Origin of the sequence: Acidaminococcus timonensis (assembly GCF_900106585.1) — a bacterium.
GTDB classification, from domain to species: Bacteria; Bacillota; Negativicutes; order Acidaminococcales; family Acidaminococcaceae; genus Acidaminococcus; species Acidaminococcus timonensis.
In genome coordinates this window covers 906,030-928,647 of record NZ_FNWH01000006.1, presented here as the reverse complement: position 1 = coordinate 928,647, position 22,618 = coordinate 906,030, and the positions used below count along the sequence as shown (strand labels likewise).

Here is a 22,618-nt window from a genome sequence, read left to right as displayed (position 1 = left end):
GTGCGCAAGATCGGAATCATCGGGGGCACAGGCGTGGAAGACGCTTCCTGCTTCGGGAAGCTGGAGCCCCTTTCCATAGAAACACCTTTTGGCACGGCCCATTGCCTGAAGGCAGCGGCAGCCGGGCATGAAATCTACTTTTTGGCGCGGCACGGAGCGGGCCACAGTGTACCGCCCCATAAGATCAACTACCGGGCCAATATTTTCGCCCTGAAGAGCATGGGGGTCACGGAAATCGTTTCTTTCACGGCGGTGGGCAGCCTGAACCGGGGCCTGCCCCCGGGCACCTTCGTGGTGACCAGCCAGATCCTGGACTTCACAAAGAACCGGGTGAACACCTTCTTCAACGGAGAAAACGGGCTGGTGGCCCATGTGGACTTTGCCCATCCCTACTGTCCGGTGGTGCGGGAGCGCCTGATCCGGAACATCATCAAACTGGGGCTGCGGCACTCCAAACAGGGCACCTACGTGGTGACGGAAGGGCCCCGGTACGAGACGGCGGCGGAGGTGCGGATGTACGCATCCCTGGGCGGTGACGTGGCCGGCATGACCAATATGCCGGAGGCGGTGCTGGCCCGGGAGGCGGAGATCTGCTACGCCAATGTGTCCGTGGTGACCAACATGGGATCGGGGCTGAGCATCCGGGCCCTTTCCCACGAAGAAGTGACGGAGGCCATGGAAACCATGAAGAAACGGATCGTGGCCCTGATCGAGGCCTATGTGGGGGATGGAGAACCTGTGACCCATACCTGCCACTGCCACGAAGCCCTGAAAGAGTACGGGGGATTCCGGCTGGAAGCTTTTTCGGCCGGGAAAAAGGAGGATGAAGCCGGCAAATGACTTATGATATCGTAATCAAAGATGTGGAACTGGCGGACCGCAGTGACAACCAGCGCTATTTTATCGGGATCACCGGTTCCAATATCGCCTATGTGGGCACGGAACCGGTGGAAGGCCATGAAGTGATCGACGGCCGCGACCATCTGGCAGCTCCGGGCTGGGTGAACGCCCATACCCATGTGGCCATGACTCTGTTCCGCAGCTATGCGGATGACATGGTGCTGATGGACTGGCTGCAGAACAAGATCTGGCCCATGGAAAACAACCTGGACGGCCGGGCGGTGTACTGGGGCAGCCTGCTGGGCATTGCCGAGATGATCCGTACGGGCACCACCTGTTTTGCGGATATGTATTTCTTTATGGAAGAAACGGCCAAGGCCGTGGGCGACAGCGGCATCCGGGCAGTGCTGTCCCGGGGCCTCACCGGCAGCAGCGTGGCGGACGGAGCCAGCCGGCTGGAGGAGAACACGGAGCTGTACCGGAACTGGAACGGGGCCTGCAACGACCGGATCCATGTGATGCTGGGGCCCCATGCGCCCTATACCTGCAGCAATGACTACCTGGAGAGCGTAATCGCCCGGGCCAGGGAGCTGGGCTGCGAAATCCACATGCACCTTGCGGAGACGGCCGGAGAAGTGGAGGAATGCCGGAAGAAATACGGCAAGAGCCCCATTGCCCTGATGGAGAGCCTGGGGATGTTCGAAGTGGGGACCCTGGCCGCCCATTGCGTGCACGTGGATGAAGAGGACCTGGAAATCATGGCCCGGCACCATGTGCGGGTGGCCCACAATCCCCAGAGCAACCTGAAACTGGCCAGCGGAATTGCGCCCGTGGCCGGTATGCTGCAGAAGGGGATCACCGTGGGCCTGGGCACTGACGGGGCCAGCAGCAACAACAACCTGGACATGCTGGAGGAAGTGCGGCTGGCGGCCATGCTGGCCAAGACCCAGAGCGGGGACCCCAAGGCCGTGCCGGCGTCCCAGGCCCTGGCCATGGGTACCTGGATGGGGGCCGAAGCCGTGGGCCTGAAGAATGTGGGCCGGCTGGAGCCGGGGCAGAAGGCGGATGTGGTGCTGTACAACATGGACAGCCCGGCCTGGTATCCCCGGAACGACCGGACCAGCCTGCTGGTGTACGCCGGCAGCAGCGCCGATGTGGATACGGTGCTGGTGGATGGGAACATCCTGCTGAAGAAGGGTGAGTTCACCACCATCGACCTGGAAAAGGTGACAGCGGAAGTGGAACGGTGCATCGGGTACGTGATCCCGAAATAGTCGCCCCGCAGAGACGGATCGATGATCCGTCCGCCCTGGAAAAGTTGACAACAAAAATCGGTAAGGAGTGGTACGTGTGGCAAAGATCTTGAAGAAGCTGCAGCTGGCACCTGCAGTATGGGAATTCGAATTGGAAGCGCCTCTGATTGCGCACAAATGCAAACCGGGCCAGTTCGTCATGGTACTGTGTGACGAAACCAGCGAACGGATCCCACTGACCATCGGGGATTTCGACCGGGAAAAAGGCACCATCACCATCATGGTCCAGGCTGTGGGCAACACCACCCGTCATATCTGCAATGATTTTGGCGAAGGGGACGAACTGCAGCATGTGCTGGGGCCTCTGGGCCAGCCCTCGGAAATGGGCAAGTTCGGCACCGTGGTCATGGTGTGCGGCGGCATCGGCGTGGCACCGGTCCATCCCATTGCCCGGGCGTACCACGAACTGGGCAACAAGGTGATTACCATCATCGGTGGACGCAATAAGGATTTGATCCTGTGGCGGGACCGGATGGAAAAGATCAGCGACCAGGTGATCATCACCACTGATGACGGCTCCGAAGGCATCAAGGGTTTTGTGACCCAGCCTCTGGGCGAAATGCTGGAAAAAGGCGAACATCCCGATCTGGTTGTAGCCATCGGACCCATCATCATGATGGCCAACGTGGCGAAGACGACGGCCCCCTACAACGTAAAGACCACCGCCAGCCTGAGCTGCCTGATGGTGGACGGCACGGGCATGTGCGGCGGCTGCCGGGTACAGGTGGACGGCGAGAGCAAGTTCACCTGCTGCGACGGGCCTGAATTCGACGCCCATAAGGTGGACTTCAAGAACCTGATGCAGCGGTCGAAGATGTATAAAGACCAGGAAGCAGTAGAATACAGTTGCGGGGGGCATTGCAAATGCGTGGAGGAATGAGAAATCCCATGCCGGAACAGCCGGCGGACGTACGGAACAAGAACTTTGACGAAGTGGCCCTGGGCTATCCGGAAGCGGTGGCAGTGGACGAGGCCCAGCGCTGCCTGAACTGCAAGAATCCCCGGTGCGTGACGGGCTGCCCGGTGAACGTGGATATTCCTGAGTTCATCCATGCGGTGACGGAAAAGGATTTCGACGGGGCCATCCACATCCTGAAACGGAAGAACAGCTTGCCCGCTGTGTGCGGCCGTGTATGTCCCCAGGAAAACCAGTGCGAAAAGCAGTGCATCCTGGGCATCAAGGGCGAACCGGTGGCCATCGGCCGTCTGGAACGGTTCGTGGCGGATAAGGCACGGGAAAACGGCACGGATATGATCAAAGAAGGCCTGGCTCCCAGAAACGGCATCAAAGTGGCCGTAGTGGGCGGGGGCCCCAGCTGCCTGACGGCGGCCGGTGACCTGGCCAAACTGGGCTATGACGTGACCCTGTTCGAAGCCCTGCACAAGGTGGGGGGCGTGCTCATGTACGGCATCCCTGAATTCCGTCTGCCCAAGACCATCGTGCAGCACGAAATCGAACAGCTGAAGGTACTGGGCGTGAAGATCATGACGGACGTGGTGATCGGCCGGACTTTTACCCTGCATGAACTGCTGAATGAGGAAGGCTTCAAGGCCGTGTACGTAGGGACCGGTGCCGGTCTGCCTCATTTCATGCGCATTCCCGGCGAAGCCCTGAACGGGGTGTATGCCGCCAACGAATTCCTGACCCGGGTGAACCTGATGGGGGCCTGGAAGTTCCCCAAGATGGCCACCCCTGTGTACGTAGGGAAACGTGTGGCCGTGGTGGGTGCCGGCAACGTGGCCATGGATGCCGCCCGGACCGCCAAACGGCTGGGGGCTGAAAAAGTGGTGGTGGTGTACCGCCGCAGCGAGGCCGAAATGCCTGCCCGGAAGGAAGAAATCGCCCATGCCAAGGCTGAGGGCATCGAACTGCACATGCTGAACAATCCGGTGCGGATCCTGGGCAACGAGGACGGCTGGGTCACGGGCATCGAGTGCATCCGCACGGAGCTGGGCGAACCCGATGCCTCCGGCCGCCGCAGACCGGTGGAAATCGAAGGCAGCAACCATGTGTATGACGTGGATATGGTAGTCATGGCCATCGGCCAGGGTCCGAACCCGCTTCTGAAGCACACCACCCCGGATCTGGTGACCAACAAAAAAGGACTCATCACCGTGGATGAAAACGAAGAGACCTCCATCCCCGGTGTGTTCGCCGGCGGCGACATCGTAACCGGTGCGGCCACGGTCATCTCCGCCATGGGTGCCGGTAAGAAGGCTGCCGTGGAAATCGATCAATACATCAAAGGGAATTTGAAATAGTGATTCGTGGGTAGTGTCCGGTGGTGGATTCAACGACCAGCGATGAACGATCAACGATGAACGAAACAACAGAAAGGGCTGCTTATGCAACTGAAAAAATCTCTGGCTGTGGCAGCTTCTCTCCTGTGGCTCAGCCTGCCCTGGGCTTCAGCCGGGAACGCTGCGCCAAAAACTACATTCAAACCGGCCAGCGGTGGGTACAGCCTCACCGTACCGGCCGGCAGCAAGGAAATCTACCATACATCCACCGGGATCCGCTTCACGGTGGGCAGGGACTTTCTGGTCAGCGCGGACCTGTATACGCTGCCCAGTTTCATCTCTGTGCCCATGAAGCAGTATTCCAGTGAACAGAAAAAAGACTTCACCAAATTCCTGACCCGGATCCAGGATCAGGAAAACGATACCATCCAGGAGGATGGTACCAACAGGGATATGGGCAGTGCTCCGGCCCTGGACGGCATCCTGGAACGGAAGCTGCGGAAGTACCGCAGGACCAGCGGGGAAGCAGAACCCCAACGGGCGGGCAAAAAGAAGGGACCGGACAGCTACACCTATGTGGCCGTACCCCAGGAAAAGCTCCGGACCCATCGGCCGTTCCTGATCGGCCGGGCCTACCAGCCGGAAAAAAATGTGCTGCTGGTGGTGAACGTGAGCGCGCCGGAAAACCTGGAAACCGCCGCCCGCCAGGCCCTGAAGGCCCTGACCAGCGACCTGACCCTGAGCCCGGTGAAGTACACCGATGTGAACCTTCTGACCGTACCCGGCATGGGGTACGAAATGGAAATCCCCAGCGGGTGGCGGATGTACACCCTGCGGGCGGACAATGTGCTGTTCGGCCGGAGCCTGAGCAGTGTCCATACGGACGGGCTCATGGTGCGGGAATTTTCCGATGATACCTTCCAGGAACTGGGCACGTCCACGGCAGCCGGGCTGACGGCCGCGGAAAACGCCTTTGTGCAGAAGGTGACCCGGTACACACCCAACATTACGGTGCTGCGGCACCAGCCCATTACCGTGGGCACCCTGAACGGGAGCATGATGGAATGTACGGACACCGGGGATCTGAAAAAGGTGTTCGTGGTGAACACCTTCCTGATGAATTCTCAGGGTAACGGATATCAGATCCGCTACCAGACGGATGATACCATCAACTATGATCTGAAGCTGAACGCGTTCAAGCAGAGCGTGGAAAGCTTCAGCCTGCTGCAGAACAACGATGGCAGCAAGCTGAAACCGGGAGTGGATGAATAGGAGCAGTCACCAGTTACTGGTCACCAGTCACTAGCCGATGGAAGCCTGTTGACGCAGGCAGAATGAAAAAAGGCGCCTTCGGGCGTCTTTTTTGTTGTCGTGTCACAGAATTGACACAGATTATTCATTTTTCCTTCATAGGAAAAGCGGTAAAATAAATCCATGAAATGACCGGTAAGTCCGGTCTTTTTCATGGAGAAAAATCGTATCGGAAGAAGGAATCTGCAATGAAGAACAAGGTATTTGCAGTGACGCTGGCTGTTCTGGCTACGGCTGCGTCCATCGGGTGCGCTGCACCGCAAACTTCCTGGGATCAGGGAGAATGGCAAATGGATCTGGGGGCCTGGGCTCCGAAAGCCAAATTCGATGGAGAAAATTCCAGCACGAAATGGAACTTCGATGGCGGCCTGGCTTATGGCCTGAGCGACAAATGGGCTCTGGAATACAAGTATCGCGGCCTGAAGACCAAAATGGATGATTCCAAGACCGACGGGAATCAGAACGAAGTCAACCTGGCCTACAGCCTGGGCAAGAACTGGGCTCTGTTCGCCGGCTGGAACCGAATCAACAACGATTTTGACGGCAGCTATCATGGTGCTCATACCGGCGCTGCTGACAGTGTGATCAACAACGTGGCCCAATTCGGTATCCGTACCAAATACGACCTGGCCAAGAACCTGGCCTTCTACGCAGAAGGCGCCCTGGGCACCAAGAAGACCAGCCAGTGGGATGCCGGCCTGGCCTATACCTTCGCCGACAACTGGGATCTGAATGCCGGGTACCGGTATGTGGATACCAAGCTGGATGACGACAACAACATCAAATATCGTGGCTTCCTGGTTGGCCTGTCCTATCGTTTCGGCGGCCACAAGAAGGCTGCCCCCGTGGTGGAAGAACCGGTTGCACCGGTTGTGGAAACCCCTGTGGCTCCGGCTCATGTGTACAATGATTACTATCTGGACAGCATCCACTTCGACAGCGATGTGGATACCCCGAAAGCTTCCGAAGCCGGCAAACTGGCCAACTTCGTTGCAGTAGCCAAGGCACATCCGGATTCCACCTTCAAACTGGTGGGCAACACCGACAGCGACGCTTCTGATTCTTACAACGAAGATCTGTCCAAACGGCGTGTGCTGAACGTAGCCCGGTATGCCAACGACAACGGCGTAGCCGCTGATCGTATGAAACTGAACTACAAGGGCGAAAACAACCCTGTAGCTTCCAACGCTTCCGAAGCCGGCAAAGCCGACAACCGTCGTGTGGATATCTGGGAACACAGATAAGTCCCGAAACCGATGAAAAAGACCGTCCCTCTGGGGGCGGTCTTTTTGTCGTTTGCACTATTGGCATGGATGGTGTACAATAGATGATACGACAATAAATTTTCGTATCACAAGATACGGGTTGTATAGGGGAAATTGTTATGGAATTCCATGAAACTGAATCCACAGAAATGTATCTGGAAACCATCCTCATCCTGAAGAACCGGCTGGGGCTGGTGCGGTCCATCGATATTGCCAACGAAATGGGGTACTCCAAGCCCACCATCAGTGTGGCCATGAAGAAATTTCGTCACGAGGGACTGGTGACGGTAGATGATTCCGGGTTTGTGAACCTGACGGAAACGGGCCGGGATATTGCCGAACGGATTTATGAGCGCCATCAGGTGCTGACGCTGATCCTGGTGAATCTGGGGGTTTCCAGGAAGAACGCCGAGCACGATGCCTGCAAGATCGAACACGACATCTGCGATGAAACCTTCGACGCCCTGAAGAAGGAGTACATGAGACTCCGCTCCAGGCGCTGAGAAAAAGGAACCGGGAAAAGGGACTTTCGATGGGAAAGAATCGAAGGTCCTTTTTTTGTACGGAAACGGCCGCTCCCTCTTTCAGGGAAGGACAACATTCTTTTTTCGCCTTTCAAATTCACGGTTCTTTCATTCTCATATCTCTAAATTATGGTATAATACCTTTTATGGAAACATCCCGGCAGCCTGCTGCCAGAATAGCGAGGATTGGCTATGAACAAACAACAAACGGTATTGATTGCTGACGATGAACCTCAGATCCGTGAGATCCTGAGCATTTATTTTAAAAAAGAAGGTTTTAAAGTCATAGAAGCAGCCGACGGGGCCGAAGCCCTGGTGCAGGTCCAGGCCGGCAAGCCGGACATCATCCTGCTGGACATCATGATGCCCGTCCTGGACGGACTGGAAGTGTGCAAACAGGTACGGAAGATCTCCGATGTGCCCATCATCATGCTGACGGCCAAGGATTCCGACGACGACCGGATCCTGGGACTGGAGATCGGCGCGGACGATTACATCTCCAAGCCGTTCAACACCCGGGAAGTGGTGGCGCGGGTGAAGGCGGTGCTGCGCCGGACCAACGCCTCTCTGAATACCCAGAACAAGCAGGTGCTGGAATATCCGGACCTGATGATCAATCTGAGCGAATACCGGGTGGTGGCTTTTGGCCGGGAAATCACCTTCACGGCCAAGGAAATGGAACTGCTGTGGTGCCTGGCCTCCAACCCGGGCATCGTCTTCAGCCGGAACCAGCTGCTGGAAAAGATCTGGGGCTACACCTACTACGGGGATACCCGCACGGTGGATACCCACATCAAACGGGTGCGCCACAAATTGGCCATTCCGCCGGATTCCACCTGGGACATTATGACCGTCTGGGGCGTAGGGTATAAATTCGAGGTTAAAAAGGACAAGTGAAAAAATCATTATCCACCAGGCTCATGTACAGTTACATGGGCCTGATTCTGGCTATCATCATCGGGATTTCTGTGGGGCTCAGTTACCTGATCACCGACTATTTCTTCCGCACCAAGGAACTGGAGCTGAACGACAAGGGCGGCCAGGTGGCCATGATGGTGCGGTATTTCAATGCCCTGAATATGGATCCCACCATCCTGCGGGATTATCTGACCAGCATGGACCAGCTGGTGGGGGCCCGGATCTGGCTGTTCAACACCCGGTATGAGCTGATCGGGGCTTCGGAGACCCAGTCCGATTTCGAGCAGATCCATGGGGATGGTACCAGCCAGCAGGAACAGGCGGCCCGGCGCCGGGACAAATGGATGAAGAGCGTGGCGGCCATTGACAAGCAGATCCGCTCGGAAGGGGCCGAAGCCAACCGGTTCCACACCATCCTGAGCAAAGTGTATGGCGGTGACCGGGTGAACGAACGGATCTTCCACCCCATCTACAAGGAACAGGTGCTGATGGTGGGCATTCCCCTGAAGGATCCCAGGGGAAATGTAACCGGTGCCATGCTGCTGGCCTCGCCCCTGGGCGGCCTGAACAAGGTGCTGAAGGATATCTACCTGTATACGATCATTGTGGGGATCGTGGCCCTGTGCATCAGCGTGGTGATCGTCAGCGGACTGAGCCGGCGCATGGTGAAGCCCCTGATTTCCATGAAGAACGCAGCCCGGGCCATTGCTTCCGGAGACTATTCCCTGAAGGTGGCCGTGGACGGCAACGACGAGATCGCTGACCTGGGCCGCAGCCTGAACTCTCTGGGACGGGATCTGGAACAGTTCGTGCTGAAGAGCCGGAAGATGGAGAAGATGCGCCGGGATTTTGTGGCCAATGTCAGCCATGAGCTGCGGACACCCATCACCATCATCCAGGGCTATAATGAGGCCCTGTCGGACGGCACCATTACGGACCCGGAGGACGTGAAGAAGTACCGGGGGCTGATCAACAACGAGACCCAGCGGCTCCAGCGGCTCATCAATGAGCTGCTGGACATCAGCCGTCTCCAGCGGGGAGAAGGGGAGGAAATGGAACCCATCCCCCTGGGCAAGATCGTGGAAAGCGTGTGCGGCATGCTGGAGGGCCGGGCCGGGAAACGGGACATCCGGCTGGAGCAGTATGTGGACGACAGCCTGCTGGTGTACGGCAACGGCGACCGGCTGTACCAGCTGGTCATGATCCTGGGGGACAATGCCATGAAGTATTCCCCTGATTCGTCGGTGATCCGGTTCCAGGTGATGGAAAATGCCCGGAAGGAAACGGTGCTTACGGTGGCGGACCGGGGCTACGGGATCCCCGAAGAGGACATTCCCTATATCTGGGAACGGTTCTACAAGGCGGACAAATCCCATTCCCGGCATATTCCGGGCACGGGGCTGGGGCTGGCCATCGGAAAGGAAATCATCCGCATGCACAAGGCCAAGGTGCAGGTGCAGAGCAAGGTGGGCAAGGGTACAGCATTCATCATTACCTTCCCGCCCTACAAGGAACCCAGCCATGTGGCTCCGGACGGCGCCCACGAGGCGGAAGTGGTGGAGAATGTGCACCCGGAACCGGAGGATGCCAGCTTTGAACAGGAGGAAATCCATGAAAAGGACTAAGAAAGTCGGGCTGCTGACGGCGGCCCTGTGTCTGGGACTGGCGCTGCCCTGCCTGGCCGGGGCCTGGCTGCCGGAGGAACCCAGTAAGGACCAGGAGGCTCTCATCGGCTTCTACCAGGGGAACGGAGAATCCCTGGCCGTACGGGAAAATAACGGCCATCTGCAGCTGCTGTACCGGTTCCTGCAGAAGGATAAGGATTTCACCGGAGCGAATACGTTCACCCTGGTGAAGAACCATTATGATAACTACGACCTGCGGGAGACCGGGCCCAATACGGACTCGGAAAGCACCGTGCGGTTCGACCGGGACAAGAATGGCCAGGGCATCAGCCTGAACCTGGGGCAAAAGAGCTATACCCGCCGGTTCACCGGCAGCGAAAGCGGCAGGGGGCTGCGGATCACCCCGCCCCAGCCCATGGAGACCCTGCGCCGGCAGGCGGAAGGGGCCACGCCGTCCGATCTGCCTTATGACAAGACGGCGGACCTGGTGGAGATCAGCCAGGTGGTGCCCGGGGTGAAGCTGGATCTGCGGTATACCACCAGCAACAACCTGTTCGGGGCGCCCCTGGTACTGAGCCCGAAGGCGTATCTGGACCGCAGTGCCGCCCGGGCCCTGGCACAGGTGCAGAAGGGACTGGAGCCCTATGGCTATGGTCTGGTGATCTGGGAAGGGTACCGGAGCTGGAGCGATTTCAAACTGGCCACCCTGGCCCTGGGCACGGACCATGCCGACATGCTGCCCCGGCCGGAGGAGGGGTACAGCCACAACTCCGGCCGCAGTGTGGATGTAAGCCTGTATGACCTGGAGACCGGGGAGCCGGTGACCATGATCTCTGACTTCGACGAACCCAGCCCGGCCCAGTATGCCCAGTTTGCCGGTGGCACCCAGCGGCAGCGGGCGCTGCGGGACCTGCTGCGGCAGCAGATGACCCTGCAGGGCTTCACCGCCAGTGACATGGAATGGTGGCATTTCGATTACGATGCAGGGAGCCGGTACCGGATCCTGAATGAGAAGATGTAAACTGCGGGGCGGGGCCCACTACCCACTGTCCCCAAAATATGGTATCATTATTAAGATAACATAAAAGGAGGAATCCATCATGAACGTCTATGATGAAATGAACAAACTCTGTCAGGGAATCAAGGAAACCCATGAATTTAAAATGCTGGCGGAAGCCAAACCGAAACTGGCGGCCGACAAAAGCGCCGACGATATGGTGAAGGATTTCCTGAAACAGAAACAGGAAATCGAGATCGCCCAGTACCAGGGCCAGAAACCTGATGATGCCAAGGTGAAGAAGATGCAGGACCTGTACAATGTGCTGCAGCTGAACCCTGTGGCCAGCAACTACCTGCAGGCCTACATCCGCTTCCAGATGATGATCACCGACCTGTCCAAGACCCTGGGTGACACCATCAAAGAAGTCCTGGACTGATGGGTATGTCGGGCTTTCTTTCCTTTCTGGAAAAGGCTTTTCCAGGCCAGTTCCAGATTCATGTGCCCATGGCGCAGTACACCACCTTCCGGGTGGGAGGGCCGGCGGATATCCTGGTGTCTCCCAACAGCCAGGAGGAGGTCTGCACCCTGCTGGCAGCCATCCAGGCCGAACAGGTGCCCTGCACCATTTTGGGCAACGGATCCAATGTGCTGGTGCTGGACAAGGGCATCCGGGGTGTGGTGCTGAAGCTGGGCAACGCACTGAATGGACTTGTCATCGAAGGTACCCGGATCCGGGTGGAAGCCGGCGTGCTCCTTTCCCGGCTGGCCACGGCGGCGGCTGATGCAGGCCTGACAGGGCTGGAATTCGCTTCCGGCATCCCGGGCAGCCTGGGCGGCGCCATTTTGATGAACGCCGGTGCCTACGGAGGCGAAATCGGCAACCTGGTCCGCACCGTAACGGTGGTGGATACCAAAGGGCAGGTCAGGAACCTGGACCGGGAGCAGATGGATTTCCGGTACCGCCATTCTGTGGTGATGGAAACGGGGGATATCATCCTTTCCGCCACCCTGGAACTGGCACCTGGCGACCCGGAGGCCATTCATGAGCGGATCCGGGACCTGACACAGAAACGGATCACCAAACAACCCCTGAATTTCCCCAGTGCGGGAAGCACCTTCAAAAGGCCGCCGGGCTATTTTGCGGCGGCACTGATCGACCAGGCCGGCCTTCGGGGCTACCGGGTGGGCGATGCCCAGGTCTCGGAAAAACATACAGGGTTCGTCGTGAACCGGGGCCATGCCACGGCCAGTGAGATCCTGCAGCTGATGGATGATGTAAAGACCAGAGTCCATGCCATGAGCGGTGTCTGGCTGGAACCGGAAGTCCGGATCTTGGGAGAAAAGTAAGACACTGCAGAGAGGGAGTATACGGTTGTGAATAAAGGTTATATTTTTGTGCTTGTAACGGCGTTTCTGTTCGGGACCATGGAAACCGCCCTGAAATTCTTCGGGAATCTGTTCCATCCCATCCAGATCACCTTTCTCCGTTTCCTCATCGGGGGCCTGGTGCTGCTGCCCATGGCCATGAGTGCGTTGAAGAAAAAAGGGGTGACACTGAACAGGAAGGACTGGAAGTTCTTTATGTTCTCCGGCTTCCTGGGCGTGGTGGTCAGCATGATCCTGTACCAGATGGCCATTGTGTACGGCAAGGCTTCGGTGAACGGGGTCATCTTCAGCTGCAACCCGGTGTTCGTGGTGCTGTTTGCCTACTTCCTCCTGGGGGAGCCCATCGATAAACTGACCATCTTCTCGCTGATTGCCAGCTTTGCCGGCATTGTGTGCATCGTGAATCCGGTGAACATGACGGGCAGCCAGCTGAGCATCATCTTGATCCTGCTGTCGGCCATGACCTTTGCCCTGTACGGCATCGCCGGCCGGAAACACGCCCAGCGGTACGGGGGCATTGCCATGACCAGCCTGAGCTTTCTGTGCGGGTCCCTGGAGATGCTGGTGCTGATCGGCCTCAGCACCCTGGCGCCGGTACGGGCCCTGATGCTGGACCTGGGGCTGAAGGTGTTCACCGACATCCCCATCCTGGAAGGCCTGACCATGGCCCACATCCCGGCCCTGGCCTACATTGCCGTGGGTGTCACCGGCTTGGGCTACGCCAGCTATTTCTTGGCCATGGAATATACGGATCCGGCCACGGCCAGCCTGGCTTTCTACATCAAACCGATCCTTACGGCCTTCATGGCCTGGCTGGTGATCGATGAACCCATTACCATCAACATGATTGTGGGCATCTGCCTGATCCTTTTCGGGTCCTGCATGTCCATACTGAGCAAACGGAAGAAAAACGCCTGAGAAGGGAAGGATTGAACATGGGGAAATTTTTATCGGAATTCAAGGCTTTTGCCCTCCGGGGCAATGTGGTGGACATGGCCGTCGGCGTCATCATCGGGGGTGCGTTCGGGAAGATCGTGTCCTCGGCGGTGAACGACATCATCATGCCCCCTTTGGGGATCCTGATCGGCGGCGTGGATTTCAGCGACCTGTTCCTCAATCTGAGCAGCAAAAAGGTGAATACCCTGGCAGAAGCCAAGGCCGCCAATCTGCCGGTGATTGCCTACGGCAATTTCATTACCAATGTGATCGATTTCATCATCATGGCCTTTGTGATCTTCTGCCTGATTTCGGTGCTGAACAGGTTCAAGAAGGAAGAACCGAAGGCAGAACCCACCCTGTGCCCGTTCTGCAAGCAGCCCGTGGATCCGGAAGCCACCCGGTGCCCGCACTGCACGTCCGAGCTGCCGGCTAAAGGCAGTCACTAGTCTCGAGTCACGAGTCACTAGCCGAATGCAGGGGCGGATCGGTGATCCGCCCGCCCAGGAAAAATAAAGAACCATCAATCACGCAAACTAGGAGGATGTTCATGAACGTATTAGATGTACTGGAAGAACGTGGATATTTGAAACAAATGTCCCATCCCGACGAAATCCGGGAACTTTTGGGAAAGGAGAAAATCACGTTCTATATCGGTTTTGATCCCACTGCGGACAGCCTCCATGTAGGCCATTTCATCGCCCTGATGGTCATGGCCCATATGCAGCGCGCCGGCCATCGCCCCATTGTCCTGCTGGGCGGCGGCACCGGGATGGTGGGGGATCCCAGCGGCAAAAACGAAATGCGCAAGATGCTGACCCCCGAATTCATCAACCACAATATCGCCTGCTTCAAAAAACAGATCAGCCGGTTCATCGACCTGTCCGAGGGCAAGGCACTGGTGGTGAACAACGCCGACTGGCTGCTGAACCTGAATTACGTGGACATGCTGCGCAACATCGGCGTCCACTTCTCCGTGAACCGGATGCTGGCCGCTGACTGCTATAAGACCCGTCTGGCCAGCGACAACGGCCTGACCTTCTTCGAAATGAACTACATGATCATGCAGGCCTATGATTTCTATACCCTGCACAAGAAATACAACTGCGTCATGGAGCTGGGCGGCGACGACCAGTGGTCCAACATGATCGCCGGGGTAGAACTGATCCGCCGGAAAGACCGGCAGCCGGCCTACTGCATGACCAACACCCTGCTGACCAACAGCCAGGGCCAGAAGATGGGCAAGACCGTAGGCGGTGCCGTATGGCTGGATCCGGAGAAATTCTCTCCCTACGATTTCTACCAGTACTGGCGGAACGTGGACGATGCCGACGTGGAAAAATGCCTGGCCCTGCTGACCTTCCTGCCCATGGATGAGGTACGGCGGCTGGGAGCCCTGAAGGGGGCTGACATCAACGAGGCCAAGGTGGTGCTGGCCTATGAAGTGACCAAGCTGGTCCATGGCAAGGATGCGGCCGACAAGGCCAAACAGGCTGCCGAAGCCCTGTTCAGCGGCGGTGCCAATATGGACAATGTGCCCACCATCACCGTACCGGCGGAAGCCATGGGCTGCAAGCTGTTGGATCTGCTGGCCCAGAACGGCGTCATCAAGACCAAGAGCGAAGGCCGCCGGCTGATGCAACAGAACGGCCTTTCCATCGACGATGTGAAGATCACCGACGTGGACACGGTGGTGGACGATGCCCTGTTCAACGACAAGGAAAGCCTGCTGCTGCGCAAGGGCAAGAAAAAGTATTATAAGATCGTAAGAGGCTGAAGAAAGGAGGCTGTGAGGACCCACAGCCTCCTTTTGCTTTGTCCGTCCCAATCGTCAAGGAGGAGGTCCCGCCTATGAAACACCGTATTTTCCTGGCCCTTGGACCCTGCTGTCCATTGCTTTTGTGGGCCCTTTGGGGCAGCCGGCTGGGGTTCAAGATCTCCATGGCCCTGGGCATCGCCCTGTGGATGATTTTCTGGTGGATCACCCGGCCGGTGGGGCTGACGGTGACGGCCCTGCTGCCGGTGGTGGCCAATGCCATCCTGGATCTGGGCCCCATGGATCCGCTGCTGGCCAAATACGCTTCCAGCAGCATCGTCCTGCTGTTTGCCGCTACCTTACTGACCCTGCCCTGGGAAAAAATCGGCCTGGATCACCGGATCGCCCTCCAGTGCCTGGGCCTGATCGGGACCAGTATGAAGAGCCAGATTGCCGTATGGTTCCTGGCATCCGTGCTGTTTTCCACGGTCCTGCCCAATGCCGTGGTGGTGGCCATCTTTACGCCTACGGCCCTGGCCATGCTGAAGGCGGCAGGCTATGGGGCAGACGCTCCCGCAGCAGGACCCATCCTGTGTGCCGTCTGCTTTGGTGCCGTCATCGGCGGAGTGGGGACTCCGGTGGGAGGGGCCATGGACGTGGTGGCCACCTCCCTGTATCAGCAGGCAATGGGGCAGGAGGTCCTGTTTTCCCAGTGGGTGCTCTGGTTCCTGCCCTACCTGGTGGCAGCCACCCTAGGTACACTGGCCCTTCAGCTGGTGCTGCCCTGCCCGGTGAAACAGCTGGAGGGGACCCGGGAATATTTCCGGCGGGAGTGGAAAAAACTGGGGCCCGTGACCCGGGATGAAAAGCTGTGCCTGGGGCTGTTCGGGACGGCCCTTGTGGGATCCTTCCTGCGGCCCCTGTATGCCCCCTGGTTCCCCCAGCTGCAGCCGGCCTATCTGTATGGCTCTGTGGGCTTCCTGCTGTTCTTCCTCACGGACCGGCAGGGGAACCCCTTCCTGACCTGGAACTACGTGCAGCAGCACATGATCTGGGGGATGCTGATCCTGTTTGCCGGAGGGCTGGCCATGGGGAATCTGCTGGAAGCCTCCGGTGCCAACGCCATCCTGGCCACGTGGCTGCAGGGGATGGAGCTGGAACCCGGGCTGCCTCTGTACACCGCCATCGCTCTGCTGGCCTGCCTGTTTTCCGAGACGGCAGGGATCACCATTTCTTCGGCCATGGTGGTACCCCTGGTGATCACCCTGACCCGGACGGAGGGAATGCCCCTGCTGCCCAGCTGGAAAATGGCCGTCATGGCCCTGAACGGAGCCTTCCTGCTGCCCACGGGGATCCGGGCCATCCCGGTGGGCTGTGGCATGGCCCCCAGATACCTCTGGCAGCGTGGACTGCCGGTGTTCGTGGGAAGGCTGGGAATCGCCATCCTGTTCGGGCTCCTGGCGCAATGACAAAGGCATCCAAAAAGGTCCTTTGTCAAAAATCTTGGTTTTCCAATCAGTGAACGTCTTAAAGAATGCCTGTTTCCGCACTGTACGATATCATTCCGTAGGGGCTACCCGTCAGGGGAGACCGTCGCCAGGTCGCCCAGAGGGCAAAAAAAACAGCCCCGCAGTCAAGGTGATTGCGGGGCTGCTTTTTTCGATATGTAATGTTTCAGAACAAGTCAGAATGGGAACCAGTGCGAAAAAACAATTCCAGTACAACGATGTCAAGCTTCATTGTCCACATCTTTCATAAGGTCAGCAAAGCTGTGATACCGTTTGTATTTTTCCGGATGAGTTTTCATTTCTTCATATTCGGCAAGGGCAGCACGTGTTTCAGCATTGAATGCATTGCGGCGGACTTGGAAGGGAATCCCGTCACATCTGACCGCACTCTTTAAAAACATGGTGATGGCAGACGACATATTCAGTCCCAAATCATTGAATAATCCTTCCGCTTCCTTTTTTAGCTCTGCGTCCACGCGGACATTGATGTTGGCAGTAGTCATCCTGACTCACCTCTTTTGTTGTTTATCAATTTAATTATAAGCAAAAAGAGTGAAGAAAGAAATATAATAAATGACAATGCTTTATTTCTGCAGCATAAATTGATGCAAAAATAAAATTTGGCGATTCGTAGGAGCAGGCAGGTGAAATTCAACCCACAGACTGCTTGCCAAATTTCATCAACTCTGTTATACTCAACATGAATCAATCATATACAAGTGGTGCTGGCTGCTGCCGAGTAGTCAGAAGTACGCCGTTTCCTTATCGTCAGGTCTTAGCAGATAAGGAAGCGGCCTATTTATTTTTGACCATAATAAACATTCAGGAGAAACTAATGGAAAAGTTTATTTATAAAAAACCGTATCAGGAAGAGGGAAAATCTATTTTGGAAGTAAACCTTTTCCCCGGCAAATATTGCAATTTTAACTGCATTTTTTGTCCTGTGAGTCGTAAGCTGGTACACGTACAGACCCAGGAGTCCGTGGATCTGGGAAATCTGGACGATGCGATTCGGGATCTGCGACAGCGGATTCAGAGAACCAAGCCTGATTTGGTATTTCTCAATTCTTTGGGCGAGTCCGTGCTGCTGAAAGGTGTGGAACAGGTCATTGATACTGTTCATAGGGAGAAAGTCCCCATCCGACTTCTGTCAAACGGCTATCTTTATGGAAATCCGGCGTATGCGGCCATTGCAGGTCGGTGTGAAGAAGTCATCGGGGAACTGAAAATGGGACGGGAAGAAGCTTTCCAGAAAGCCCAAAGGCCTATCGCCGGTTATACGGTTCGGCAGCATATTCAAAATATGGTGAACTTCAGGAAATCATACACGGGCCGTTTCCATCTGGAAATCACGGTGGTTAAAGGCTACAGTGACGATCCGGAATCCCTGGATATTTTTCGCAGTGCTGTTGCCCTTTTAAAGCCCGATGTGCTGCAGGTAGTCACGCCGGAATTTCCTTTTAACAAAGTGCTGGGGATATCTCAGGATGAATTGAAAAAAGTTGCTGAATTTTTGACAACATGAAACTCAATGAGTACAGCGCCCGGGACCCATCCTGGCCGCCCAGAGGACAAAAAACAGACCCGCAGTCAAGGTGATTGCGGGCCTTTTTCTTGCAAGAAAAGGCATGGAGCTATTCTTGATGATTGGGGATCAGCCCATTTTATCAACTTTGAATTGCTTGCGGTAGCGGATCTTAAGCATTCAGATCCTCCATTTTTTTTGAAAGACAATAGGGATATAACGGAAAGAGCTGGAGCAGGTGGGAGAAATCCAGCCCAAGGTGATCCGGTTTCCCAATAAGGCATGAGGGACTGAATGAAGGAAGAGTGCAGAGCAAGGAACAGGACGGTGTGGGTCCAACGATCTTTTGCAATGCCGTAGGGGCCGATCGGTGATCCGCCTGCTTACAGACCTGGGAACGGACGCCCCTTACGGGTCGTCCCTACGCATATCACGTACTGTACGATATCATTCCGTAGGGGCTACCCGTCAGGGGAGACCGTCGCCAGGTCGCCCAGCGAGAAAAAAACAGACCCGCAGTCAAGGTGATTGCGGGTCTGCTTTTTACGATCGGACGGAATCATTGTTCCTTCGACCTTGTGCGCAAGCTTTTCACTTACGAACGTGTCGCACGGTTGTCGTTACCGTCTCCCTTAGAACTTATCTGCTAGTGCAGCAGCCTGTATACAGCCATCAGTTTCATCAATGGCGCCCGGGTTCAGAACACCGGGAACAAGAACTTCACCAACCATCTTCCACTTCAGAAGAGCCGCACTGCGCTCAATGGGAACGCGAACACCATCCATAACGGACATATCGTGTTCTTCGCAGCAGGTAATCAGTGCACATTCCTTCCCTGCAACATCCTTACCTCCAACAACCAGCGAGAAAATCTTATCGATTACACCCTTGATCTGTGCAGGGATGGAGTACCAATATACAGGCATGGTGAATACAACAGCATCAGCATCCAGAATTGCAGGAGCGATGGTATTGAAATCATCATCAAAGGTACATGCCTTACCTGTAGAATAGCAGGTCTCACAGGCGTGACAGCCGCCAATATTCATCATAGCAGCGTCAAAACGGGTAACGGTATGTCCTTTGGCTTCAGCTGCCTTGATAAACGACTCGGTCATAGCGAAGCTATTGCCATTTTTACGAGGGCTGCCGGTAATTACTACAATATTTTTACTCATTGAAACTCCTCCTCCAAATCTGCGGGATTGACTGCTCCCGTCTATGTAATTATAATTTTAGCAAGAATGTAACAAGAATCAAGTACGCACATTGAAGTGCAATACTTACTAAAAGGAGAGTGTAAATATGAGTGCACCATGTATTCAGGACGCAAAGCTTGAGGAAACCGGCTTCAGCTATACCATGTCATTGATCCAGGGAAAATATAAGATGTATATTCTTTATGCGCTTGCCGGATATGGCGTTGTTCGCTTCAATGAACTCAAAAAGTATATCAATACAATTTCTTACAAAACTCTCAGCTCCACCTTGAAGGAACTTGAAAATGATGGATTGATCCATCGCGAAGAGTATCCGCAAATTCCGCCTAAAGTGGAGTACAGCCTGACAGAACGCGGTAAATCTCTCATGCCGATTCTGGACCAGATGTGTGTCTGGGGAGAACAGAATCGAATTTGAATTCATCGCTCCAACGGTACATCGTTCGTTTGCAGTCAAATAGAAATTCGGACATTGGAGTCATGTCGGAACCGGTTCAAGGAGAAAGCAACTTGATCGGTGACCGACCAAGATAAGCGACCAAGATACCGACCAAGTTAACGGTATACGGGTTGAGACCTTGATCATAAACAGACTGAGCAGAGGAGGGCAGGTCGAGACGATGACCTCCCTCCTGCCCGCCGTGTTATTAAAGGAAGAGTGAAGAGCAAGGAGCAGGACGGTGTGGGTCCAACGATCTTTTGCAATGCCGTAGGGTCCGAGCGGTGATCCGCCCGCTTACAGACCTGGGAACGGACGCCCCTTACGGGTCGTCCCTACGCATATCACGTACTGTACGATATCATTCCGTAGGGGCTACCCGTCAGGGGAGCCCACCCCGGCCGCCCAGAGGGCAAAAAAAGAAGGCCTGCAGTCTTGAGAAGATTACGGGCCTGTTTCTGTCCGCTTTTTTGCACAGGTCATATGATATACTGAGAATAAGAAAGATTTGGGCATCACCAGAAAGTAAAGGAAGTGAACAAAATGAAAGTTTGGATACAGGCTCACAAAGGGGAACGTCCTGCCAGCAAGAATTTTTTTGAGGCCATGTGCGGGTTTGAAGAACTGGGGGCCGAAATCCGCTTCTTTCATAATCCCTTGGAAATGCGGCAGGCTGAGCCAGAAGATATTTTGGTCGGTTATGTAGAAGCGGTCCAGCAACATTTGGAAGAAATGGGTTTCTCCTATCCAGACTTGGATTATCCGGCAGAGCTGGAATATTGTCTGGGAAGAAAAATCTGGAAATCTACCATCAATACCATTAACTCCCATCCAGAACAGTGGCCTGTATTCGTCAAATCCATTGCTGATAAAGAAATCACCGGCGTACTGGTCCGTTCTCCCAAAGATCTGGTCGGCTGCGGAAACTGGGAGCACGATGTACCTGTGTGGTGTTCGGAACCCGTCCGGTGGTTTGTAACAGAGTGGCGCTGTTTTATCCGCTATGGCAAAATCCTGGATGCAAGACACTATCGGGGAACCTGGGAGAAAATACCGGATCCGGAAGTCATCAAAAGGGCCGTACGGGATTACAAAACCGCGCCAGCCGGCTATTCTTTGGATTTTGGTGTGACGGATACGGACAAAACTCTACTCATTGAAGTCAATGATGGATATGCACTGGGAAGTTACGGACTGTTTTATATTGACTATGCAAAACTCCTGGCAGCCCGTTGGGCAGAATTAACAGGCACGAAGGATGAGTATGAAGATATTTAACTATCTGGATTGTTGAGATACAACCATCTATTTTGATTGGAGAACTTTTATAGAACGTTTCCAATCTTTTAGGTGGGCTGTTTTCTCCAACCGTTGACATATATAATGAAGGGCATATGTCTATGAAAAAACGAAGAAATAACGTAATGATAAAAAAACGGCAAGACCCACCAGTAAGAAAAAAGCGGAAGAGACCATCCCGGGAAGAAAAAGAATTTTGGGAAAGATATAAGCAGGTTCGCAACTTGCCAATGGATAAACTTACGGCAGACGAAATATCAACTTTATGTATTTGTTATGATGGGCCCACAAAGCCACTAAAGATTACGCCAGAAGAAGCAGAGCTCCTTTTTCAAAAGAAGTTTGTGGAAGGGAAACCTGATAATGAGGAAGTATGTCCAGTTTGCGGAACCAGAAGTGTTGTGAAAGAATTTGGCAAATGTATTGAATGCGGATGGAAAGTGGATGACAGGCAAACCGCAGACCCGGACATGAAAAACGGCGCCAACAAAATGTCCCTGAACGAGGCACGTGAAGCTTGGAAAAAGGGGGATGAAATTACAGGATGAATCCTTGCGGATTGCCAACGAATCCTTACCCGCATACGAGAAAGAAACCAATAGAACACAGAAACGGCTGAAAGCACAGCGGAACCTGGCTTATGGAATAGGTACGGTTTTGCTGGTGGCTTTGGTACGGAAATGAAAAGAGCCATGGTGGGAATTCCTGCCATGGCTTTTTTACTGTCCGTATTTTCACTCTTGTAAGATGATATACTAGAATTAAAGATAGGATGCGCTATTTTGTTTTTTCAGAATCCGGAAGATGTAAATCATCCTCCTCAATGTATTCAAAAATATCTTCCACAGGTTTACCAAATACATGAGCAATGTCCAAGGCCAATTTTAAAGAAGGATTATATTTGCCGTTTTCAACATTACTGATTGTTTCTCTGCGGACATGAACTAATTTGGCTAAATCACTTTGTTGCATTTTATGGATCCGGCGTAAGTCACGGATTTTTGTAATTAGATACTCCATGATTCAAGCATCCTTTTCTAGGTCACTAAAAGTAAGCCCAGCAGCAGTCATTCCAGCTCCTAAGATAATATTCAACAGAGCTTCTTGTGGAAAGTTAATAGGTGTTGGTAAAAAACTATTACCTATGGCGAAGATAAGAGATAACATTGTGGTCATACACATAACCTTAAAACCCCTATAACAGGATTCCATAATATGGGATTTAGCCATTTCATCCCTTTCTTCTTCTTGTCCCATTGTAAATAAAAAAATACTTAAAATAGTAGCCAGTGAAACGAAAACTAAAGCAGTCAATGTGAAAATGAAAGAATGCAGGAATTTACATATTCCAGCTATAATCCAGCATATACCGGTAAAAGTATAATTCAAAAAGATAGACTGCTTTACAGTAACAAAGATCTTTTTAGACATTACGGATACACCTCTACTTTGGGAAATAGAATACATATATTGAAAATACATATTTCATGTTAAAAATATATCACATACAGA

General features: G+C 54.5%; 24 protein-coding genes. 20 read left to right on the top strand and 4 right to left on the bottom strand.

Going from position 1 to position 22,618, the window contains the following annotated elements; all coding sequences use genetic code 11:
* The 16 genes from mtnP to BQ5462_RS08180 all read left to right on the top strand — a co-directional run bounded on the left by mtnP (window position 1) and on the right by BQ5462_RS08180 (window position 16,584).
* Window positions 1-840, top strand: coding sequence for an S-methyl-5'-thioadenosine phosphorylase (gene mtnP, locus BQ5462_RS08255; protein WP_071142858.1), 840 nt, complete (start codon window positions 1-3; stop codon window positions 838-840).
* Window positions 837-2,114 (top strand): amidohydrolase, encoded by a 1,278-nt coding sequence (locus tag BQ5462_RS08250; RefSeq protein WP_071142857.1) that lies wholly within the window; start codon window positions 837-839, stop codon window positions 2,112-2,114. The genes mtnP and BQ5462_RS08250 overlap by 4 nt, the downstream gene beginning before the upstream one ends.
* 76 nt (window positions 2,115-2,190) lie before the next feature.
* The gene (locus BQ5462_RS08245) at window positions 2,191-3,033 is read left to right on the top strand and encodes a sulfide/dihydroorotate dehydrogenase-like FAD/NAD-binding protein (protein WP_071142856.1); all 843 of its coding nucleotides are present in this window, start codon (window positions 2,191-2,193) and stop codon (window positions 3,031-3,033) included.
* Window positions 3,018-4,415, top strand: coding sequence for an NADPH-dependent glutamate synthase (gene gltA, locus BQ5462_RS08240; protein ID WP_071142855.1), 1,398 nt, complete (start codon window positions 3,018-3,020; stop codon window positions 4,413-4,415). The genes BQ5462_RS08245 and gltA overlap by 16 nt, the downstream gene beginning before the upstream one ends.
* Window positions 4,416-4,499: 84 nt before the next feature.
* Window positions 4,500-5,666 carry a hypothetical protein gene (locus BQ5462_RS08235; RefSeq protein WP_071142854.1) on the top strand — a complete coding sequence of 389 codons (1,167 nt, stop codon included), beginning with the start codon at window positions 4,500-4,502 and terminating at the stop codon, window positions 5,664-5,666.
* 227 nt (window positions 5,667-5,893) lie between these two features.
* Window positions 5,894-6,949: an OmpA family protein gene (locus BQ5462_RS08230; RefSeq protein WP_071142853.1), complete on the top strand. Its 1,056-nt coding sequence runs from the start codon at window positions 5,894-5,896 to the stop codon at window positions 6,947-6,949.
* 140 nt (window positions 6,950-7,089) lie between these two features.
* The gene (locus BQ5462_RS08225; protein ID WP_071142852.1) at window positions 7,090-7,473 is read left to right on the top strand and encodes a metal-dependent transcriptional regulator; all 384 of its coding nucleotides are present in this window, start codon (window positions 7,090-7,092) and stop codon (window positions 7,471-7,473) included.
* A gap of 213 nt (window positions 7,474-7,686) precedes the next feature.
* The gene (locus BQ5462_RS08220) at window positions 7,687-8,391 is read left to right on the top strand and encodes a response regulator transcription factor (protein WP_071142851.1); all 705 of its coding nucleotides are present in this window, start codon (window positions 7,687-7,689) and stop codon (window positions 8,389-8,391) included.
* Complete coding sequence (locus BQ5462_RS08215) at window positions 8,388-10,037, top strand: HAMP domain-containing sensor histidine kinase (RefSeq protein WP_071142850.1); 1,650 nt, start codon at window positions 8,388-8,390, stop codon at window positions 10,035-10,037. Before BQ5462_RS08220 ends, BQ5462_RS08215 begins: the two co-directional genes overlap by 4 nt.
* A complete protein-coding gene (locus BQ5462_RS08210; RefSeq protein WP_083378117.1) occupies window positions 10,024-11,058 on the top strand; it encodes a M15 family metallopeptidase in 1,035 nt (344 codons plus the stop codon). The genes BQ5462_RS08215 and BQ5462_RS08210 overlap by 14 nt, the downstream gene beginning before the upstream one ends.
* Before the next feature lie 79 nt (window positions 11,059-11,137).
* A complete protein-coding gene (locus BQ5462_RS08205; protein WP_071142849.1) occupies window positions 11,138-11,473 on the top strand; it encodes a YlbF/YmcA family competence regulator in 336 nt (111 codons plus the stop codon).
* 5 nt (window positions 11,474-11,478) lie between these two features.
* Window positions 11,479-12,384 (top strand): UDP-N-acetylmuramate dehydrogenase, encoded by a 906-nt coding sequence (gene murB, locus BQ5462_RS08200; RefSeq protein ID WP_071143358.1) that lies wholly within the window; start codon window positions 11,479-11,481, stop codon window positions 12,382-12,384.
* A 27-nt stretch (window positions 12,385-12,411) separates the two neighbouring features.
* Window positions 12,412-13,341: a DMT family transporter gene (locus BQ5462_RS08195; protein WP_071142848.1), complete on the top strand. Its 930-nt coding sequence runs from the start codon at window positions 12,412-12,414 to the stop codon at window positions 13,339-13,341.
* A gap of 17 nt (window positions 13,342-13,358) precedes the next feature.
* The gene (mscL, locus tag BQ5462_RS08190) at window positions 13,359-13,808 is read left to right on the top strand and encodes a large conductance mechanosensitive channel protein MscL (protein ID WP_071142847.1); all 450 of its coding nucleotides are present in this window, start codon (window positions 13,359-13,361) and stop codon (window positions 13,806-13,808) included.
* 101 nt (window positions 13,809-13,909) lie between these two features.
* Entirely contained in the window at window positions 13,910-15,136 is a 1,227-nt protein-coding gene (gene tyrS, locus BQ5462_RS08185) for a tyrosine--tRNA ligase (protein WP_071142846.1), read from the top strand.
* A 74-nt stretch (window positions 15,137-15,210) separates the two neighbouring features.
* Window positions 15,211-16,584 (top strand): SLC13 family permease, encoded by a 1,374-nt coding sequence (locus BQ5462_RS08180; RefSeq protein ID WP_071142845.1) that lies wholly within the window; start codon window positions 15,211-15,213, stop codon window positions 16,582-16,584.
* A gap of 260 nt (window positions 16,585-16,844) precedes the next feature.
* Here BQ5462_RS08180 and BQ5462_RS08175 read toward each other — a convergent pair whose 3' ends face one another.
* Window positions 16,845-17,126: a type II toxin-antitoxin system RelB/DinJ family antitoxin gene (locus tag BQ5462_RS08175; RefSeq protein WP_012938313.1), complete on the bottom strand. Its 282-nt coding sequence runs from the start codon at window positions 17,124-17,126 to the stop codon at window positions 16,845-16,847.
* 332 nt (window positions 17,127-17,458) lie between these two features.
* On the opposite strand from BQ5462_RS08175, the gene BQ5462_RS08170 reads away from it, so the two are divergent.
* A complete protein-coding gene (locus tag BQ5462_RS08170; RefSeq protein WP_071142844.1) occupies window positions 17,459-18,148 on the top strand; it encodes a radical SAM protein in 690 nt (229 codons plus the stop codon).
* A 632-nt stretch (window positions 18,149-18,780) separates the two neighbouring features.
* Here BQ5462_RS08170 and BQ5462_RS08165 read toward each other — a convergent pair.
* Window positions 18,781-19,326, bottom strand: a complete 546-nt coding sequence (locus tag BQ5462_RS08165) for a flavodoxin family protein (protein ID WP_071142843.1) — start codon at window positions 19,324-19,326, stop codon at window positions 18,781-18,783.
* Between the two features lie 127 nt (window positions 19,327-19,453).
* On the opposite strand from BQ5462_RS08165, the gene BQ5462_RS08160 reads away from it, so the two are divergent.
* The 3 genes from BQ5462_RS08160 to BQ5462_RS11085 all read left to right on the top strand — a co-directional run bounded on the left by BQ5462_RS08160 (window position 19,454) and on the right by BQ5462_RS11085 (window position 21,654).
* Window positions 19,454-19,786 carry a winged helix-turn-helix transcriptional regulator gene (locus tag BQ5462_RS08160; protein WP_071142842.1) on the top strand — a complete coding sequence of 111 codons (333 nt, stop codon included), beginning with the start codon at window positions 19,454-19,456 and terminating at the stop codon, window positions 19,784-19,786.
* 564 nt (window positions 19,787-20,350) lie between these two features.
* A complete protein-coding gene (locus BQ5462_RS08155) occupies window positions 20,351-21,085 on the top strand; it encodes an ATP-grasp domain-containing protein (protein WP_071142841.1) in 735 nt (244 codons plus the stop codon).
* Window positions 21,086-21,207: 122 nt separating this feature from the next.
* Entirely contained in the window at window positions 21,208-21,654 is a 447-nt protein-coding gene (locus tag BQ5462_RS11085; RefSeq protein ID WP_205407947.1) for a CPCC family cysteine-rich protein, read from the top strand.
* Between the two features lie 229 nt (window positions 21,655-21,883).
* On the opposite strand, the gene BQ5462_RS08145 is transcribed toward BQ5462_RS11085, so the two are convergent.
* Together BQ5462_RS08145 and BQ5462_RS08140 are read right to left on the bottom strand one after the other, a co-directional pair.
* Window positions 21,884-22,126 (bottom strand): helix-turn-helix transcriptional regulator, encoded by a 243-nt coding sequence (locus BQ5462_RS08145; RefSeq protein WP_071142840.1) that lies wholly within the window; start codon window positions 22,124-22,126, stop codon window positions 21,884-21,886.
* A 3-nt stretch (window positions 22,127-22,129) separates the two neighbouring features.
* Window positions 22,130-22,537, bottom strand: a complete 408-nt coding sequence (locus tag BQ5462_RS08140; protein WP_071142839.1) for a hypothetical protein — start codon at window positions 22,535-22,537, stop codon at window positions 22,130-22,132.
* Window positions 22,538-22,618: the final 81 nt, after the last annotated feature.

Coding starts and splice junctions, on each gene's coding strand:
- BQ5462_RS08155 (WP_071142841.1), top strand. CDS start 20,351: ATGAAAGTTTGGATACAGGCTCACAAAGGGGAACGTCCTGCCAGCAAG.
- BQ5462_RS08180 (WP_071142845.1), top strand. CDS start 15,211: ATGAAACACCGTATTTTCCTGGCCCTTGGACCCTGCTGTCCATTGCTT.
- BQ5462_RS08160 (WP_071142842.1), top strand. CDS start 19,454: ATGAGTGCACCATGTATTCAGGACGCAAAGCTTGAGGAAACCGGCTTC.
- BQ5462_RS08165 (WP_071142843.1), bottom strand. CDS start 19,326: ATGAGTAAAAATATTGTAGTAATTACCGGCAGCCCTCGTAAAAATGGC.
- BQ5462_RS08225 (WP_071142852.1), top strand. CDS start 7,090: ATGGAATTCCATGAAACTGAATCCACAGAAATGTATCTGGAAACCATC.
- murB (WP_071143358.1), top strand. CDS start 11,479: ATGTCGGGCTTTCTTTCCTTTCTGGAAAAGGCTTTTCCAGGCCAGTTC.
- BQ5462_RS08145 (WP_071142840.1), bottom strand. CDS start 22,126: ATGGAGTATCTAATTACAAAAATCCGTGACTTACGCCGGATCCATAAA.
- BQ5462_RS08140 (WP_071142839.1), bottom strand. CDS start 22,537: ATGTCTAAAAAGATCTTTGTTACTGTAAAGCAGTCTATCTTTTTGAAT.
- BQ5462_RS08250 (WP_071142857.1), top strand. CDS start 837: ATGACTTATGATATCGTAATCAAAGATGTGGAACTGGCGGACCGCAGT.
- BQ5462_RS08235 (WP_071142854.1), top strand. CDS start 4,500: ATGCAACTGAAAAAATCTCTGGCTGTGGCAGCTTCTCTCCTGTGGCTC.
- BQ5462_RS08220 (WP_071142851.1), top strand. CDS start 7,687: ATGAACAAACAACAAACGGTATTGATTGCTGACGATGAACCTCAGATC.
- mscL (WP_071142847.1), top strand. CDS start 13,359: ATGGGGAAATTTTTATCGGAATTCAAGGCTTTTGCCCTCCGGGGCAAT.
- BQ5462_RS08175 (WP_012938313.1), bottom strand. CDS start 17,126: ATGACTACTGCCAACATCAATGTCCGCGTGGACGCAGAGCTAAAAAAG.
- tyrS (WP_071142846.1), top strand. CDS start 13,910: ATGAACGTATTAGATGTACTGGAAGAACGTGGATATTTGAAACAAATG.
- BQ5462_RS08230 (WP_071142853.1), top strand. CDS start 5,894: ATGAAGAACAAGGTATTTGCAGTGACGCTGGCTGTTCTGGCTACGGCT.
- BQ5462_RS08205 (WP_071142849.1), top strand. CDS start 11,138: ATGAACGTCTATGATGAAATGAACAAACTCTGTCAGGGAATCAAGGAA.
- BQ5462_RS08210 (WP_083378117.1), top strand. CDS start 10,024: ATGAAAAGGACTAAGAAAGTCGGGCTGCTGACGGCGGCCCTGTGTCTG.
- BQ5462_RS08170 (WP_071142844.1), top strand. CDS start 17,459: ATGGAAAAGTTTATTTATAAAAAACCGTATCAGGAAGAGGGAAAATCT.
- gltA (WP_071142855.1), top strand. CDS start 3,018: ATGCGTGGAGGAATGAGAAATCCCATGCCGGAACAGCCGGCGGACGTA.
- BQ5462_RS11085 (WP_205407947.1), top strand. CDS start 21,208: ATGAAAAAACGAAGAAATAACGTAATGATAAAAAAACGGCAAGACCCA.